The 16,183-nt window shown below is 72.3% G+C and carries 12 protein-coding genes and 1 pseudogene; 6 read left to right on the forward strand and 7 right to left on the reverse strand.

Translation table 11 applies throughout. From position 1 onward, the window contains the following. Nucleotides 1-7: 7 nt before the first annotated feature. From ACFY0K_RS04120 to ACFY0K_RS04135, 4 genes and pseudogenes are all read left to right on the forward strand, one after another. Nucleotides 8-404 (forward strand): annotated as a pseudogene (locus ACFY0K_RS04120) (hypothetical protein); the annotation flags it as partial. A 171-nt stretch (nt 405-575) separates the two neighbouring features. Then, a complete protein-coding gene (locus ACFY0K_RS04125; protein WP_390638482.1) occupies nt 576-4,769 on the forward strand; it encodes a beta-galactosidase in 4,194 nt (1,397 codons plus the stop codon). 413 nt (nt 4,770-5,182) lie between these two features. Then, nucleotides 5,183-6,268: an NlpC/P60 family protein gene (locus tag ACFY0K_RS04130; protein ID WP_390638483.1), complete on the forward strand. Its 1,086-nt coding sequence runs from the start codon at nt 5,183-5,185 to the stop codon at nt 6,266-6,268. A 4-nt stretch (nt 6,269-6,272) separates the two neighbouring features. Next, on the forward strand, nt 6,273-7,187 hold the full coding sequence (locus tag ACFY0K_RS04135; RefSeq protein ID WP_390638484.1) for a hypothetical protein: 915 nt from the start codon (nt 6,273-6,275) through the stop codon (nt 7,185-7,187). A gap of 151 nt (nt 7,188-7,338) precedes the next feature. Here the strand turns inward: ACFY0K_RS04135 and ACFY0K_RS04140 are convergent, their stop codons facing one another. The 4 genes from ACFY0K_RS04140 to ACFY0K_RS04155 all read right to left on the reverse strand — a co-directional run bounded on the left by ACFY0K_RS04140 (nt 7,339) and on the right by ACFY0K_RS04155 (nt 12,730). Next, nucleotides 7,339-8,001: a transglycosylase SLT domain-containing protein gene (locus ACFY0K_RS04140; RefSeq protein WP_390638485.1), complete on the reverse strand. Its 663-nt coding sequence runs from the start codon at nt 7,999-8,001 to the stop codon at nt 7,339-7,341. 379 nt (nt 8,002-8,380) lie between these two features. Continuing rightward, entirely contained in the window at nt 8,381-9,265 is an 885-nt protein-coding gene (locus ACFY0K_RS04145; protein ID WP_390638486.1) for a MurR/RpiR family transcriptional regulator, read from the reverse strand. A gap of 218 nt (nt 9,266-9,483) precedes the next feature. Next, nucleotides 9,484-11,811: an FUSC family protein gene (locus ACFY0K_RS04150; RefSeq protein ID WP_390638487.1), complete on the reverse strand. Its 2,328-nt coding sequence runs from the start codon at nt 11,809-11,811 to the stop codon at nt 9,484-9,486. 142 nt (nt 11,812-11,953) lie between these two features. Beyond that, nucleotides 11,954-12,730, reverse strand: a complete 777-nt coding sequence (locus ACFY0K_RS04155; protein WP_390638488.1) for a polysaccharide deacetylase family protein — start codon at nt 12,728-12,730, stop codon at nt 11,954-11,956. Between the two features lie 685 nt (nt 12,731-13,415). On the opposite strand from ACFY0K_RS04155, the gene ACFY0K_RS04160 reads away from it, so the two are divergent. Further along, a complete protein-coding gene (locus ACFY0K_RS04160) occupies nt 13,416-13,547 on the forward strand; it encodes a hypothetical protein (RefSeq protein WP_390638489.1) in 132 nt (43 codons plus the stop codon). 125 nt (nt 13,548-13,672) lie between these two features. Next, nucleotides 13,673-13,960, forward strand: coding sequence for a hypothetical protein (locus ACFY0K_RS04165; RefSeq protein WP_390638490.1), 288 nt, complete (start codon nt 13,673-13,675; stop codon nt 13,958-13,960). Between the two features lie 12 nt (nt 13,961-13,972). Here the strand turns inward: ACFY0K_RS04165 and ACFY0K_RS04170 are convergent, their stop codons facing one another. From ACFY0K_RS04170 to ACFY0K_RS04180, 3 genes are all read right to left on the reverse strand, one after another. Next, entirely contained in the window at nt 13,973-15,031 is a 1,059-nt protein-coding gene (locus ACFY0K_RS04170) for an LLM class flavin-dependent oxidoreductase (protein ID WP_390638491.1), read from the reverse strand. After that, a complete protein-coding gene (locus ACFY0K_RS04175) occupies nt 15,031-15,537 on the reverse strand; it encodes an SRPBCC family protein (RefSeq protein ID WP_351962200.1) in 507 nt (168 codons plus the stop codon). The genes ACFY0K_RS04170 and ACFY0K_RS04175 overlap by 1 nt, the downstream gene beginning before the upstream one ends. Nucleotides 15,538-15,628: 91 nt before the next feature. Continuing rightward, entirely contained in the window at nt 15,629-16,129 is a 501-nt protein-coding gene (locus ACFY0K_RS04180; RefSeq protein ID WP_351962199.1) for a helix-turn-helix domain-containing protein, read from the reverse strand. Between the last annotated feature and the right edge of the window lie 54 nt (nt 16,130-16,183).

Below are 16,183 nucleotides of genomic sequence, written 5' to 3' on the forward strand. Positions count from 1 at the left end.
CCTCCTCCCCGCCGCCCTACGCCTCGTCGCCCTGATCGAGGCCGGGGACTGGCACCTGTCCACCGGCTTCCTCGGCACGCCCCGGCTGCTGCCCGTGCTGACCCACACCAGGCACACCGACGTCGCCTACCGGCTGCCGCAGCAACGCACCTTCCCGAGCTGGGGCTACCAGATCGACCGGGGCTCCACCACGATGTGGGAGCGCTGGGAGTCCATCCGGCCCTACCGCAGCTTCCAGCACTCGGCCATGAACTCGTTCAACCACTACGAACACGACCGCCGAGCTCTGGATCCCGACGGACACGCCGAAGCAGGTGACCCGCACGCACGGCACCTTCCTGCGCCGGGAGGACGGCTGCGCGGTCTACCAAGTCGGCTCCGGCACGCACCACTTCACCGCTTGACGCCCACTGGGCAGGCCGGGCGGGGCTGACCCGCCGTTCACGCGCCCGCCTCGCCGCAGGACACCTCGACTGTGCTCTCCCGCCCCATTGTGTTGAGCCTTGCGCCCCCTTACTGTTCGACTTTGCCCGAGTCTGTTTGGTGTTGATTGCTCAGTCGGTCTGGAGGCCGCGGTGCGGAGTGATCGGATCGGTTCAGAAACGGCGAGACCCGGTGGGCGCCGATGGTGGCGGCCCGTCCTCGCGGCTGCCGCGACCATCGCCCTGGCGGCGGGCGTGATCGCCCCCGCCGCGGCGGCACAGGACGCCGGCGGGCAGGCGACCGCCGCGACTGCGGCAACCGCCGCCACCGCCGCGGCCCCGCAGGCGCACACGGTGAGCCTGGACGGCTACTCGTTCCTCGTCGACGGCAAGCGCACCTACCTGTGGTCCGGCGAGTTCCACTACTTCCGGCTGCCGAGCCCGGACCTGTGGCGGGACATCTTCCAGAAGATGAAGGCCGCCGGGTTCAACTCCACCTCGCTGTACTTCGACTGGGGCTACCACTCGCCGAAGCCGGGCGTGTACGACTTCACCGGGGTCCGGGACGTCGACAAGCTCCTCGACATGGCCCAGGAGGCGGGGCTCTACGTCATCGCCCGCCCGGCGCCGTACATCAACGCGGAGGTCGACAGCGGCGGCCTGCCCGGCTGGCTGACCACCAAGGCCGGGAACAACCGCAGCGACGACCCGCGGTTCCTGAAGTACGCCGATGAATGGCTGACGCAGATCGACCGCATCATCGCCCGCCACCAACTGACCAACGGAACCGGGTCTGTCATCGCCTACCAGGTCGAGAACGAGTACTACAACGGCTCCGCCGCCGGCCGCTCCTACATGCAGCACCTGGAGGACAAGGCCCGTGCCGACGGCATCACGGTCCCGCTGACCGGCAACAACAACGGCACCTTCAACTCCGGCACCGGCGCCCTCGACGTCGACGGCCCCGACTCCTACCCGCAGGGCTTCGACTGCTCCAACCCCGCGAAGTGGAACGGCGTCCCCGACATCAGCTACGACCACCCCGCCGGAAAGCCGCTCTACTCCCCGGAGTTCCAGGGGGGCGCCTTCGACCCCTGGGGCGGACCGGGCTACGACAAGTGTGCCCAGCTGATCAACGACCAGTTCGCCGACGTCTTCTACAAGCAGAACATCGCCGTCGGCGCCACCGCGCAGAGCTTCTACATGACCTACGGCGGCACCAACTGGGGCTGGCTGGGCATGCCGGAGAACTACACGTCGTACGACTACGGGGCCGCGATCCGCGAGACCCGGCAGCTCGACCCGAAGTACTACGAGGACAAGCTGATCGGGTACTTCACCCAGTCCGTCGCCCCGCTGACCAGGACCGAGGCGATCAGGGCCACCCCGCCGGACGACTCCGCGATCGTCGACACCGCCCGGATGAACCCCGGCACGAAGACCCAGTTCCACGTCCTGCGGCACGGCAACTCCACGTCCACCGCGGTCGACAGGACGCACATCTCACTCGACTTCAACGCCCAGCCGGCCGCGGACACCACCTACACCTGGGACGACCCCGACTCCGCGCTCCAGTACGCCGGTTCGTGGTCGCACGTCGCCAACACCAGCTACACCGGCGGCGACTACAAGCACACCGAGTCGTTCTCCAACAGGGCCGGCGACTCGCTCACCGTCCCCTTCGAGGGCACCGCGATCCGTTGGATCGGCTCGAAGACGAACAACCACGGCTACGCCGACGTGTACCTCGACGGCACGAAGGCGGCGACGGTGGACGACTCCGGTGGCGAGAACCAGGCCGTGCTCTTCCAGAAGACCGGCCTCACGCCGGGGGCGCACACCCTGAAGATCGTCGTCGACGGCACCCACAGCTCGGCCTCGACGGACAACTACGTGGCCGTCGACGCCATCGACGTACCGACGGGCGACTCCGCCGCCGAGCCGACCTACCCGGTCGTGCCCCAGCAGCCCGGCACCGCGATCACCCTGGACGGCCGCGACTCGCACGTGATCGTCGCGAACTACCGGCTCGGTGACTCCCAGTTGCAGTACTCGACGTCGGAGATCATGACCAGCGCGACGATCGGCGACCGGGACGTCGCCGTGCTCTACGGCGACGCGGGCAGCGACGGCGAGACCGTGCTGCGCTACGCCACCGAGCCCACCGTGACCGCCACCGGCGGCACGGTCACCACCACCTGGGACGCGGCCACCGGCGACCTGCGCCTCGACTACACGCACAAGGGCCTGATCCGGATCAGCGTCAGCGGCGACGGGAAGCGCCCGCTCCTGCTGCTCGCCGGCGACAAGGCCACGGCGGAGACCTTCTGGCGCCAGGACACGGCGACCGGTCCGGTGCTGGTGCGCGGCACCCACCTGCTGCGCACGGCGAGCAGCCTGGACGGCGGCCGCACCGTGGCGCTCACCGGCGACAACGCAGACGACAAGGACATCGAGGTGTTCACCGCCGCGGACCGGGTCACCTGGAACGGCAGGACGGTGCGCGGTGCGGCCACCGGCACGGCGAGCCGCACCGGGACGATCCCGACGGCCGCCCCGGTCCACCTGCCGGAACTGACGAACTGGAAGCACGCCGAGGAGTCGCCCGAAGCGGCCCCCGGCTTCGACGACACCGGCTGGCAGGTGGCCGACAGGACGACCACCAACAGCGTCTCCGGCAGTGACGCCGGGCCGGTGCTCTACGCGGACGACTACGGCTTCCACACCGGCAACACCTGGTACCGCGGGCGCTTCCGCGCCACCGGCAAGGAGACCGGCGTCCACCTGGTCTCGGACTCCGGCGGCGGCGCGCAGGCGTTCTCCGCCTGGCTCAACGGCACCTTCCTGGGCAGCTCCACCACCGGCAGCGCCGACTTCACCTTCCCCGCAGGTTCGGTGAACGCCGAGGGCGACAACGTCATCTCCGTGCTCACCGTGAACATGGGACACGAGGAGGACTACAACTCGACCAACGGCAACAAGACCGCCCGCGGCCTGACCAGCGCCTCCCTCACCGGGGCCCCGCTGACCTCCGTCACCTGGCGGGTGCAGGGCGTACGGGGCGGTGAGGACCTCCAGGACACCGTGCGCGGTGCGCTCGCCACGGGCGGCCTGTACGGCGAACGCGCGGGCTGGTCCCTGCCCGGCTACCCGGACCGCACCTGGGACCAGGTGTCACTGCCGGCGACCGACACCCGCCCCGGCGTCTCCTGGTACCGCACCGACGCCGACCTGGACCTGCCGCACGGTCAGGACACCTCCATCGGTCTGACGTTCACCGACGACCCGTCCCGCAAGTACCGTGCCACGATCTTCGTGAACGGCTGGCAGGTCGGCAACTACGTCAACTACCTGGGCCCCCAGCACACCTTCCCCGTGCCCAACGGCATCCTCAACCCCAACGGCCACAACGGCATCGCCATCGCCGTCTGGAACCTGGACGGCACCACCGGCGGCCTCGGGAAGGTCTCCCTCACCGACTACGGCAGCTACGCCTCGTCCCTGCGGGTCGCGCAGAACGACAGCCCCCGCTACGACGCCGGGAAGTACGCGATGCCGCAGCGCCCGGGGGCGGACGTCACCCTGGCCGTGCCGGACACCGCGCAGTCCGCCCAGGCCTTCACGGCCGAGACGTCGGTACGGGTGCCGGGGGACCGGCCGTCCGCCTCCCGCCTGACGGCTGCGCTCTCCGCCCCCGACGGCTGGACCGTGACCGCCACGAGCCCGGACTCGGTCGAGCGGGTACGACCGGGCGGATCGGCCACCTTCACCTGGACGGTCAAGCCGCCGGACGGGACCCTCCCTTCCGCCTCGGCGCTCACCACCACCGTGCACTACGTACAGAGCGGACGGCAGACCACCGGCAGTGACGAGCGCATCGTCCGCGGGATCCCGCCGGCCCCGCCGGCCGGGCAGAGCGCGGTGAGCGACCTGCCGTTCCTGTCGTCCACCAACGGGTGGGGCCCGGTGGAACGCGACACCAGCGTCGGCGAGCAGGCGGCCGGGGACGGCCGTCCGATCACCGTCGCCGGCGTCGGCTACGCCAAGGGGCTGGGCACCAACTCGGTCAGCGACGTCCAGCTCTATCTCGCCGGGCGGTGTTCCCGGCTGACGGCGCAGGTCGGCGTCGACGACGAGACCGGCGGCGCGGGAACGGTGACGTTCTCCGTGATCGCCGACGGCAGGACCCTGGTGACCACGCCGACGATCCGCGGCAAACAGGCCGCGGTGCCGATGGACGTCGACGTCAGCGGCGCCCAGGTGCTCGACCTGAAGGTCGGCGACGCCGGCGACGGCAACGGCAACGACCACGGCGACTGGGGGACTCCGACGCTGACGTGCGGCTAGCCGGACGGCACACCGGCCACGGCTGCGAGGACAACACCGGTGGTCTCGGGGGCACTTCGCACTGTCCGTTCTCCTGGCCGGGCAGACCGTTTCGGAACGGAATGGTCGGCCAGGAGTACGGCATGCCGTGCAGGGGTGACCTCGATCGGGTGAATGAGGAGAGGGCAAGTGGCCTCTCCCGTGCGGAAGTTCCCCCTCGCCGGTGCCGTGCCCGGGCGCACCTGCGGTGTCCGGCCGTGGTGCAGAAGGCGCTTGCGGGCAGGTTGACACGCCCGGGGGTACAGAGGCGGGCCGTTCGTGGCGGGGTAATGTGTTCAGGAATCGAACAGTTCCCCGTGGGAGCCGTGATGACGGCTGCGACGGGAGAGCCGGCCGTCCGGGCCACCCGCATGTGACCTCTGAAGATGGAGCCGATGAACGTGTCGACCCGTGGCGGACGGCTGCGGAGCCGGGCCGCCACCGCAGCCATCGTCTGCGCGATCGCCGTGTTACCCGGCCCGAGTTACGCAACCCCCGGCGAACCGGATCCGCGCAACGACAAGTCGATCGAGGACATCCAGAACGAGCTGAACGGCCTCTACCGGCAGGCGGAGGTGGCGACCGAGGCCTACGACGCGGCGGGCGTGAAGGCGGCCGAGCAGGAGAAGCGGCTCGCGTCGCTCCACACGGACCTGGCCCGCACCGAGAGCAAGCTCGCCGACCTGCACGAACTCGCGGGTGCGGCCGCCCGCACGCAGTACCGCGGCGGCAATCTCGACTCCACAAGCCTCCAACTCCTGCTCGGCGACCACCCCGAGCACGCCCTGGACGACGCGGCCCAGGCCCGGCAGGCCCTGCGCGACGTGGTGACCGTGTCCGAGAACCAGGCGAACGCCCGCGCGCAGCTGAGCCGGCAGACGGAGGCCGCCGCGGAGAAGCTGCGGGAACTGAAGAACACCCGCGCGGACAAGGCCGAGGCGAAGCAGAAGATCGAGAAGAAGATCGCCGAGGCCGAACAGATCGAGGCGGGCCTGAAGAAGGAACAGACCCGCAAACTCGCCCAGTTGGAGAAGGAGGAGGCGAAGGAGGCCGAGGCCAGGTGGACGGGACCCGGTTCCGGCGGCAGCACCTCGACCGGTACCGGTTCGGTCCGTGGCCGGACGAAGGCGAGCGGAGCGGCCGCGAAAGCCGTCGACTTCGCCCTGGCACAGATCGGCAAACCGTACGTGTGGGGCGCCGTGGGCCCCTCGTCGTACGACTGCTCGGGGCTGACCTCCACCGCGTGGGCGGCGGCCGGGCACCCCATACCCCGCACCTCGCAGGCGCAGTGGCAGGGGCTGACCCGGGTCAGCCTGTCCTCCGTGCAGCCCGGCGACCTGATCATCTACTACGACGCCACCCACGTGGGCATGTACATAGGCGACGGACAGATCGTCCACGCCCCGCGGCCCGGACGGACGGTCACGACCGCACCGGCCGCCTCCATGCCCATCCTCGGTGTCGTCCGACCCGGAGTCTGAGCGGATGACCTCCTCACTGACCCCCCGCAACGAGGGAAACCTGCCCGCGCTGAGCGCACCCCCGCTGATCCGCCTCGACGCCTACGTGGCCGAGGACGGCTCGACGGTCGTCAACGGCCATCTGCTGGAGATGGGCGGCACCCGGCCCCCCAACGAGGCGATCCTCGACGCGGTCGCCATGTTCGCCCGCACCCTGGGCGCCCCGGTGGCGGCGACCGTCATCGACCGCAGTGTGCTGCAGGTGGCGCGGCTGCGGGTCTACCCCGACGGCTCCAGCCGGACCATCGCCGACGAGGAGGACCTGCCGCCCGGGCGCGAGCGCACCGCCGCGGAGGAGGAGGCGTTCCCGCCGCTCGCCCGCGTCGAACGCATCATCCAGCACGCGCAGCGCGGGGAGCTGCACGCCGCGTCCGTCCTCGCCAGCGCCCTGCGGGAACACCTCACCCTGCGCAGGGGCGCCGAGGACGAACTCTCGCTCGAGGCACGGGCGATCGAGGCGTACCTCGCCTACCAGCGCGGCGACTACATGCTCTCCACCGTGCTCGCGCTGACCGTCGCCCGCATCCGCTGCCGCACCGACCTGAACCGCGCGGCCCCCGAGGTGGCCCGCGCCACCGCGGCGTGGCAGCGCCTGACGGACGACGGCCAGGTCGCCACCCGAGGGCAGGAACTGCTGCACATGTGGGAACACCTGGCCACGGAGGGCATCCCGCTGGAACCCTCCCACCAGGCCATGGCCCGAGCCGTCCGGAGCCGGCTCGAACGGGGCCCCCGCTCACTGCCGGCCCCGGCCACGGCACCGGCCGTCGCGGCGGGCCAGGGCCCGATCGCCCCCGAGGACACGCCCCTCAGCCCCACACGCCGGGGTATCCGCAGATTCACCCGACGCCCCGGCCGCTCCGCCGGGCCACAGTCCTGAGCGCCGACGATCGCCCGCAACTCCGGTGCCGCGTAGGAGCCTTGGCGCCGGGGCCTGTGGTCACCGGTGACGGCGTGGGCGGAGACCAGGGGAGGGTCCTCGGCTCTGGGCACGGTCGCGAGGTGACCGCCCGGCGCTGCCTCGGCAGGGCTCAGTAGGCGTGGTGGACCTGCCAGAACGCCCAGGCCTGGCAGGGGCTGCCGTACGTGGTGTTCATGTAGTTGAGACCCCACTTGATCTGCGTGGCCGGATTGGTCTGCCAGTCGGCGGCCACGGAGGCCATCTTGTTGCCCGGCAGGGCCTGGACGAGGCCGTAGGCGCCGGAAGAAGGGTTCACCGCGAGGTAGTTCCAGGTGGACTCGTGATCCACGATGTTGCTGAAGCACTGGAACTGGCCGCTGCCCACGATCTCCATGGCCATCGCCTTGATCTGCGCCACGGTGTAGGAACTCCGCACGGGGAAACTGGCGGCGGGGTCACCGGCCGCGGCCTTGGCCGCTGCCCGTTCCTCGGCCGCGGCCTTCTTGGCCTCGGCGGCCTTGGCCGCCGCGGTCCGGGCGGCCTGTTCGGCGTCCTTCCGGGCGCTCGCGTCCGCCTGCACCGCCATGGCCTCGGCCTGCTGGGTCAGCGACGTGGTCTGCACCCGGGCCTGCTGCCCCGCGGGCAGGTCCGTGAGGAGGGTGGCGTCGGCCGCCGTCGCCTCCGCGTCGTTGTTCTGCGCGCTGCTGCCCGAGGCGACACCGACGACACTTCCGACAGCGGTGACCGCGGTGGCCGACGCCACCGCGATCCCCCGGACCGTTATGCGGCTCACGCGCTTCTCTTCCTCTTCGCCCGGGCCACCGTGTGCGGCGGTCGACGGAAGTGTCTGGCTTGACGGGTGGGACAGTTGGAACACTCTTGCGTGCCGGCCCGGCCGGCGCAATGCCGGCGGGAGTGCGGATGCTCACACCCCCGCCGCAGCGGGCTCAGGAGGCCACCATGAGCCCCGATGAGTGCCGCGAACCGGAGCGGCGGGTGGGTCGTCGGGATCGACGCCGGCGGCACCCGGACCCGTGCCGTCCGCGCGGACGCGCGTGACGGGCGGGTCCGCGGGGAGGGCGAGGCCGGCCCGGGCAACGCGCTGACCGTGCCCGAGGCGATGCGGGGGCGAGTCCTCGCGGTGGCAAGCGGTTTCGCAGGAGGTCACCGGCTCAGTGCGATCGCCGGGCCTTCACCGCGTGCTGCCCGGCGATGTGGTCGGTCAACGCCAGTGCGGCGCTGGCCCGTTGGTACGTGAGCTGGGCGACCCGGACGTAGAGGCAGTCGACGAGCAGCAGCACCGAGTGGCGGGCGCCGATGATGCCGGTGGGGAAGCTGGTCTCCGGGGTGGACGAGATGAGCCGGATGCCGGCGGCGCGGGCCAGCGGGGAACGCGGGTCGGCGGTGATGGCGATCGTGGTCGCGCCACGCTCCCTGGCCGTCTCGAACGGCTCGGTCGTCTCGCGGGTCGACCCGGAGTGCGAGATGCCGAGCGCGACGTCGGCGGGGGTGAGCAGCGCGGCGGAGGTGACCGCGGCGTGCACCTCGGTCCAGCCGCGTACCGAACAGCCGATCCGGAACAGCCGGGTCTCGGTCTCCTGCGCCACCGCGCCGCTGCCGCCCACGCCGTAGACGTCGATCCTGCGGGCCCGGGCAATCGCCTGCGCGGCCCGCTCGACCGCGTCCAGGTCGATCCGGTCCAGGGTCTGCTGGACGGCCCGCAGGTCCGCGGTGCCGACCACCTTCACCACCCGCTCCAGGCTGTCGTCGGGGGAGATGTCCGGACCGATCTCGGCCGTGCCCCAGTCGGAGACCTCGCCGCGGCCCCGCTCCTGCGCGAGCGCGATCAGCAGGTGCTGGTAGGAGTCGAGACCGACGGCCCGGCAGAATCGCGTGACGGTCGCCTGCGAGGTGCCGGTGCGGCGGCCCAGCTCCGCGGCCGAACAGTGCGCGACGGCGGCCGGATCCTCCAGGATCAGCTCGCCCACCTTCCGCAGGGAGCCGGCCAGGCGCGGCAGCTCGGTTCGGATCAGTGTGGTGACGTCGGTCGAGGGCATGGAGAGACGGTACCCGGCACCTTATGACCCGTCAGTTGAATACCTGGCCCGCGACGGCACGCCGTTGCACCGGCCGACGAGTGCGTGACTCGTCGATTCGTCGGTCGGGGTGCAGCGCGAGCTGACGGCGCGTCGGCCTCCGGGTGGGCGCCGCCGGCGCCGCGGGAGCGCGAGTTCCAGGGTGCGGGACACCGGGACGGGGAGCCTGCCTGTCCGGATCACCGCTCCGAGCCGTGCGGCGACGACGCGGTGCCCGGCCCCGGTGCCGCGGTCGGACCGGGCTGTGACTTCCGCACCCGGCGGTGCTGTGACCTCGCCTGGGCCCTGGCGGCCTCGGACAGGGCCGGCTGGAGGCGGCGGGCTGCGTCGACGTGGTCGTCGGTCCAGATGATCCGGACCGCGACGGGGGTGGCCCGGCCCTGACCGTCGCTGAGTTCGGCGCGGACGGACTCCACGAGCCGCGCCGCCCCCTCGGGCCGCAGCGGGACGGCGTCGGGCACGGCCGTACCGTCCCCGAGGCTCGCGGCGAAGTCGTGGTACCAGCCGGTGACCAGGGCCGCCGAGCCGAGGACGGCGCGGTGGGCGTCGGCCCGGACGGCCTGGACACGCGCCAGGTCCTCGCCCTGCCAGAGCGAGACGACGGCGTCGGCGGCCAGCCGGAGCCCGACGACCCCGGTGACCAGAGTGGTCGCGCAGGACAGCGACAGCGGCTTGGCACCGCGCTCGGCGAGGTAGTTGCGGAACGCGTCGTCGAGGCGGCGGGCCGCGGCCGCCGCCACCCGGCCCTGCGGATCGGGGTCGGTGGGAGTGCGGTGACCGAGCGCGTAGTCCACGGCGTGCCCGAGGTAACGGGCGCTGGCGTCGTACGCCTCGGCGAGTGCCTTGTGGACGGCGCCCCGGGCGCCGCGCGGCCAGAAGAACACCGCCACCAGCACGCTGACCAGGCACCCGAGCACGATGTCCTGGACGCGCAGCAGGGCGATGTGCCAGTTCGGGTCCTGCCCGACGTTGAACAGCACCACCAGCGTCACGGTGAACGCGGCCTGCCCGGCCGCGAAGGAGATGGCGGCGGGCGCGATCCCGGCGCACAGGATGGCCACGGGGAGCACGAACCACAGCGCCGTGCCGTGGTGGCCGAGCAGATGCAGCAGCACGGCGCCCACCACCGACCCGCCGACCGTGCCGAGGACGGCGCGGACGGCGTTCTGGCCGGTGCTGAGCGCGTTGGAGCGGAGCACGGACAGGGTGCCCAGCAGCACCCAGAAGGAGTGCCCCACTCCGGTCACCCCGGCCAGGAACACGGCGATGCCCAGGCCGACGGCGCCGCGCAGGCTGTTGTGCAGCCACACCGAGTCGGGCTGGAGATGGGCGACGGCGCGTTCCCGCGCGGCCGCGAGGGGCGCGGTCAGCGCGCCCGGCTCGAGGCCGAGGAGCCGTTCCGGCCAGCTGCGCTGCCAGGCGGTGGCCGCCGTGTCGACGTTCTCGGCGATCTGCAGCACGGCGAAACCGAGCTCCTGGGCGCGGAAGGACACGTCGAGCGTGGCGATGAACCCGTAGACCTCCGCGGTGCTGGTGCCGCCCGGCTGCTCCGCGGGCACCTGGACGGTGGAACTGTGTTCCATCCCGGCCAGGGCCGCCCGCAGGGTGTTCTCCCGGGTCCGCAGCGGACCGGTGTCCCCGCCCAGGTCCGTGAGCAGATCGCAGGCCGCCTCCAGGACGTGCGCGGCGGCGCGGCGCACGGTGTGCGCGGCCGGATCGCAGGCGGGGGGCTCGTCGGTGTAGTCGGACCGGTCGACAAGGACGGCACACAGCCAGGTGAGCTGGTCCACCAGCCGGACCAGGGCACGCGAGGTCGCGGACAGACCGGTCGGGCGGCACGTCGTTGCGTCGAAGGCCCCGCGCAGGTCCGCGCCGGTCCGGGCGGTGTGCTCGGCCCCCGCCCGGCACCGCTCGGCGTCGGACCCCGCGCCGTCCGTCCCCGGCAGGTCCGCTCGGATCCGCAGATACCCGGCTGCGGCCCGGCAGACGGCCGCAGCCGGAGCGCTGAGCAGGTCGGCGACGGGACGCGGCCACAGCAGGGCGACGGCCGGCAGTGACACCGCCCCCGCCAGGCCCGCGCCGGCCAGGCGGGCGGGCAGCTGCGACAAGGGCACCGGGGCGGTCACCGGCAGCACGAAGGCCAGCAGCAGCGCCGTCGAGCTGCCGGCCAGGACCGAGCTGACCACACCGGCGAACAGGACCGCGAAGCCGACCACGACCGTGGCCGCCACGGAGAGCCAGAGCCACGGCGCGACCAGCGTGCCGAGGCAGATCAGCACCAGCCACGCCACCGCGAGCGCCGCCTGCGCCCGCAGCCGCTCCACCATCGGCCCGGAGTAGTCCACCAGCAGCAGCATCGAGAACGAGCCGAACGCGGCGTAGCTCGCCATCGTCGGGGAGTGCAGCACCTCGTGGCACAGGGCGAACAGAGCGGGCATCACCAGCGCCGTACGCCCGGCCCGCCGGGTCGCCGCGAGATCCGGGTCCTTGCCGCGCAACCACGTCACCCACCGTGGCGCCCGCCCCGACATGTCCACCTCCCGCCGGCCCCGGGCGGCCGGCCCCGACGCCGCACCGCCCACACCACCCATATGCGGTCACCGCCGGGCCCCCCGCAACATTTACCCGGGCCTCCGGGAGCGGCCCGGCTCAGCGCACCGGGAAGCCGAACGAGTACCCCTGTTCCTTCAGCCACGGAAGCACCTCGCGCAGGGCGTCGACCGTCTCGGAGCGGTCGCCGCCGGCGTCGTGGAAGAGGACGGTCGGCCCGTTCGGCAGCTCCTCCTTGACGGTGGCGACGATGGCGGCCGTGCCGGGCCGCTCGAAGTCCTTCGAGTCGACGTTCCAGCCCAGCGGGCGCATGCCGTGGGAGGCTGCGACCTTGCGGCTGTACGGGGTGAAGGCGCCGCCGGGGGCGCGGTAGTAGAGCGGCCGCACACCTCCGGACGCCTCGGTGATCATGCTCTCGGCGTCGAGGATCTGCCGGGACTGGTAGGCCTCGGACTTGGTGTCCATGGTGACGTCGTGGGAGACCGTGTGGTCGCAGAGCCGGTGCCCGGCCGCCACGACCGCCCTGACCAGGTCCGGGTGTGCCTTCGCCTGCGGTCCGATCATGCAGAACGTGGCCTTCACGCCGTACTCCTTGAGCACCTGGAGCACCTTGGGGGTCCAGACCGGGTCCGGTCCGTCGTCGATGGTGATGTTCACGCCCCCTGCGCCCCGGTCCGAGGCGTGCGCGATCTCCACGGACACCGCGGCCGGAGCCGCCTTCGGCGCGGGATGGTGCACCGAGGTCCCGGCCTTTGCCGGGCCGCTGACGGGACCCGCCTGCGCGGTCCACAGCGAGGCGGCCACGGTCACGGCCGTGACCCCGAGCGCCGCCGCGACCACCTGGCCGTACCATCCCCGTCCGCCGTGCCGCGCCATGTCCGCCCCGATCCGTGCCGTTGAGTCGATCTCGTGCACCCGTCAGGACGGAGGACGGCGGCCACCGGATCCCTCCGTTACCGATCACGGACAATTCCGCGAGAGTTTCGCGACAGGCGCTCTGCGAGACCTCTAACGCAGGCCGGCGGAATCGGTGTTGGCGACCCGCGCGGAACGGCGCACGGGGCCGGGGCACGCGGGCGCTCTCGCGCCCCGGCCGCGAACACGCGCGCCCGCCGCGCCGGAACCCGGTGGCGCGGCGGGCCGTCCCCGCACACGGCCATCCGGGACGGGGCGAGGCCGTACGCGCCGCCGTGCTTCACGATCCACCGGGCGAGGCGCTCGTCCAGGCCCAGATCAGCGGCTCCCTGGCCCGAGGGGGCAACGCGCCGCGACGTCGCCGAGACGGTCCGCGCCCTGCCGCTGCCCGCCGGGACGCCGGTCACCACGGGCGACGTGGTGCCGGACGCCGGCACCGCGCTGCACCTCGAAGGGCTCGCCGGAGCGGGCCCGCGGCTCCGGCAGGCGGTGGGGCGGTACGGCGGGTGGAGCCGACCGCCCCCGAGCTGTTCCAGCTGCTGGCCGCGGCCTGTTCGCACGCCACCCTCCTCGGCGACGACATCACCCTGCACGAACTGGCCTGGCGGCCCACGCCGAGGCCGGCCGGCAGGGCGCCGCCATCCCGATGGCCCTCGCCCTCGGCCACACCGCCCTCTCGGAGCTGATCGCCGGCCGCCTGCGCAAGGTGTTCCGGAAGCTCGGCGTCCACTCCCGCCGGGAGCTGACCACCCACCGCGACCGGCTCACCTCGGGATAGTCCGGAACGCGGTCCGCCGCTCGCGATGATCACGTGGAGAATGTCGAGTTCCTCCGGCGGCCCTGGCGCGGTGCCGCTCCCGCCCCGAGACTGACTGCCGGAGCCCGAGGGGCGGAGGGGTGGTCATGACATCGCGCCTGCAGTGGGTCCAGGGCCGCGGAGAGCACGCCGTCGTCGCACGCGGACGGAGCTACGCGGCCGAGGTCCTCGTCAAGTTCCTCGTTTTGGCAGGCCTGCTGTACATGCCGGTCCTGCTCTTCCACTGGGGCCAGTGGATCCCGTTCGCCGCGGCCGGTGTCTACCTGTTCTGGGAACTGCGCCGCGTCAGCAGCGCCCTCGGCGAGCTCGCCGACCTCTGGAACGAGCAGCACCGGCAGCGGCAGGAGCCGGGGCGGAGTGACACCCTCGGCTGACCCGGGCCGGGCTCAGGCCCTCGCGCCGACCTCGCGGACCAGCTCGATCGCCCGTCCCAGCGTGGTGAGCCGGTCCTCCAGGGTCTCGCCGGCCGGGTAGAGGCGGACGGTGTCGACGCCGGCGTCGCGCCAGACCGCGAGGCGCTCGCGCACCATGGCCTCCGTACCGACCAGCGTCGTACCGAGCACCATCTCGTCGGTCACCAGACCGGCCGCGCCGTCCCGGTCGCCGGCCTGCCAGCGCTCGCGCACCTCGGCAGCGACCTCGGCCCAGCCCTGGCGGCTGTAGGCGTTGTTGTAGAAGTTGGTGGACGCCGACCCCATCCCGCCGAGACTGAAGGCGAGTTCCTTCTTGCGTCCGGCGACCATCGCGCCGAGCGCTTCCTCGTCGGCCGCGAAGGCGACCTCCGCCCCCTGGCAGACGTCCAGGTCCGCGCGGGTACGACCGCTGCGGGCCAGGCCCTCGTCGAGGTGGGCGAAGTAGGCGTCGGCGGCGCCCTCGGGGACGAAGCTGGTGCCGAGCCAGCCGTCGGCGGCCTCGCCGGTCAGCCGCAGCATGGCGGGGGAGAGGGCGGCGAGGTAGACCGGGATGTCGTGCTCGGCACGCATCGACAGCCGCATCGGGACGGCCTCGCCGCCGGGCAGCGGCAGTGTGAACTCGGCGCCGGAGTAGGAGAGCCGGCCGCCGGCGACGACTTGCCGGACGATCTCCACGGTCTCGCGCATGCGGCGCAGCGGCCGGGCGAAGGGGATGCCGTGCAGCCCCTCGATCACCTGCGGGCCGGAGGCGCCGAGCCCGAGCAGGAAGCGGCCGCCGGACAGGTTGGAGAGGGTGATGGCCGTCTGGGCCACGGCCGTCGGCGTCCGCGTGCCGAGCTGCATGATGCCGGAGCCGAGCAGCATCCGGTCGGTGAGCGCCGCGTAGTAGCCGAGCGCGGAGGGCGCGTCGGACCCCCAGGCCTCGGCGACCCAGCAGACGTCCAGGCCCAGCTTCTCGGCCTCGACGACGAAGTCGCTCGTCCGGGACCAGTGTTCGCCGCCCGAGGCCTCGATCGTGGTGGCCGTCCGCATCACGCCTCCGCCCGCTTCTTGATCTCGGCGAGGGTGGCGGTGATGCCACGCTCGAACTCCCGCAGCCGTACGAACACGATCTTCTGCTCCTTGTCGGGCATCCGGTCGATGGCGAGGGACAGCCCGGAACGCCCCGGACCCAGCTGCATCCACTCCGACAGCTCCGTCCCGCCGTCCTTCGGGCGGAGCCGGAACCGCCAGACCGCGGAGGGATCGGACGGATCCTGCACCGCCCAGGCGAACACCGACTCCGGCTCGCACTCGACCACATGGGAGGTGGTCTCCCACTTCCCGAGCGCCTCGTGTTCACTGCGGCCCACGAACCTGGCCCCGACCGCCGGACCGGCGGCCCCGTCCAGCCAGGTGCAGGACCGGAGTTCCTCGCTCATGTCCGGCATCAGACCGATGTCGCTGACCAGGGCCCACACCCTGGCCGGTGGGGCGTCGATCCAGGTTCGCACCTCGACCGTGGGTTTGTCCGCGTAGCGTGCGCCCGTCCACTCCAAGACCGTCGGCCTCCTTGTCGTACAGGTGTCTGAACTTCAGGGTTGCGAGATGAGACTTACCTTGTCAAGAGGGCAACCGCGGGTGCCGTGCTCAGCCGGTGCCGAACCGCCGGCGGATGTCCGGGCGCTCCCTGAGCCGCTCGGGATAGCCGGGCCCCATCCGCATCGAGGTCTCCTCGGACCTGAGCGGTGTACGGCACTGGGCGCAGACGACCTCGGGCGTGGTGTCGTGGTCGCAGGCCTCGTGGTGGAAGACCACGGGCACGCCCCGCTCCCCGGCCAGCCACCGGTCACCCCACGCGGACATCGCCGCCAGCACCGCGAACAGGTCGCGGCCCTTCTCGGTGAGGACGTAGTCGTAGCGCGGGGGCTCGGCTTCGTACAGCCGCTTCTCCAGGATCCGCTCGTCCACCAGGTGGCGCAGCCGGTCGGTCAACGTGTTGCGGGCGATGCCCAGTTCCTGCTGGAACTCGTCGAAGCGGCGGATCCCGTAGAAGGCCTCCCGCACCACCAGCGGTGTCCAGTGGTCACCCAGCAGGTCGACGGTCCGTGCGATGGAGCACGGCCACTTGGCGAACGACGTCCGTTTCATGTCTCCACGATAGCGAGTCTTGTGAAGAAACTCTGCTGACAGGTACGGTTTCGG

It is taken from the genome of Streptomyces sp. NPDC001507 (genome assembly GCF_042894765.1).
Lineage (GTDB): Bacteria > Actinomycetota > Actinomycetes > Streptomycetales > Streptomycetaceae > Streptomyces.

What these genes read in the sequence shown, in the direction of transcription:
- ACFY0K_RS04135 (WP_390638484.1), top strand. Translation starts at nt 6,273, where the DNA reads ATGACCTCCTCACTGACCCCCCGCAACGAGGGAAACCTGCCCGCGCTG.
- ACFY0K_RS04145 (WP_390638486.1), bottom strand. Translation starts at nt 9,265, where the DNA reads ATGCCCTCGACCGACGTCACCACACTGATCCGAACCGAGCTGCCGCGC.
- ACFY0K_RS04165 (WP_390638490.1), top strand. Translation starts at nt 13,673, where the DNA reads ATGACATCGCGCCTGCAGTGGGTCCAGGGCCGCGGAGAGCACGCCGTC.
- ACFY0K_RS04155 (WP_390638488.1), bottom strand. Translation starts at nt 12,730, where the DNA reads ATGGCGCGGCACGGCGGACGGGGATGGTACGGCCAGGTGGTCGCGGCG.
- ACFY0K_RS04160 (WP_390638489.1), top strand. Translation starts at nt 13,416, where the DNA reads ATGGCCCTCGCCCTCGGCCACACCGCCCTCTCGGAGCTGATCGCCGGC.
- ACFY0K_RS04180 (WP_351962199.1), bottom strand. Translation starts at nt 16,129, where the DNA reads ATGAAACGGACGTCGTTCGCCAAGTGGCCGTGCTCCATCGCACGGACC.
- ACFY0K_RS04130 (WP_390638483.1), top strand. Translation starts at nt 5,183, where the DNA reads ATGAACGTGTCGACCCGTGGCGGACGGCTGCGGAGCCGGGCCGCCACC.
- ACFY0K_RS04170 (WP_390638491.1), bottom strand. Translation starts at nt 15,031, where the DNA reads ATGCGGACGGCCACCACGATCGAGGCCTCGGGCGGCGAACACTGGTCC.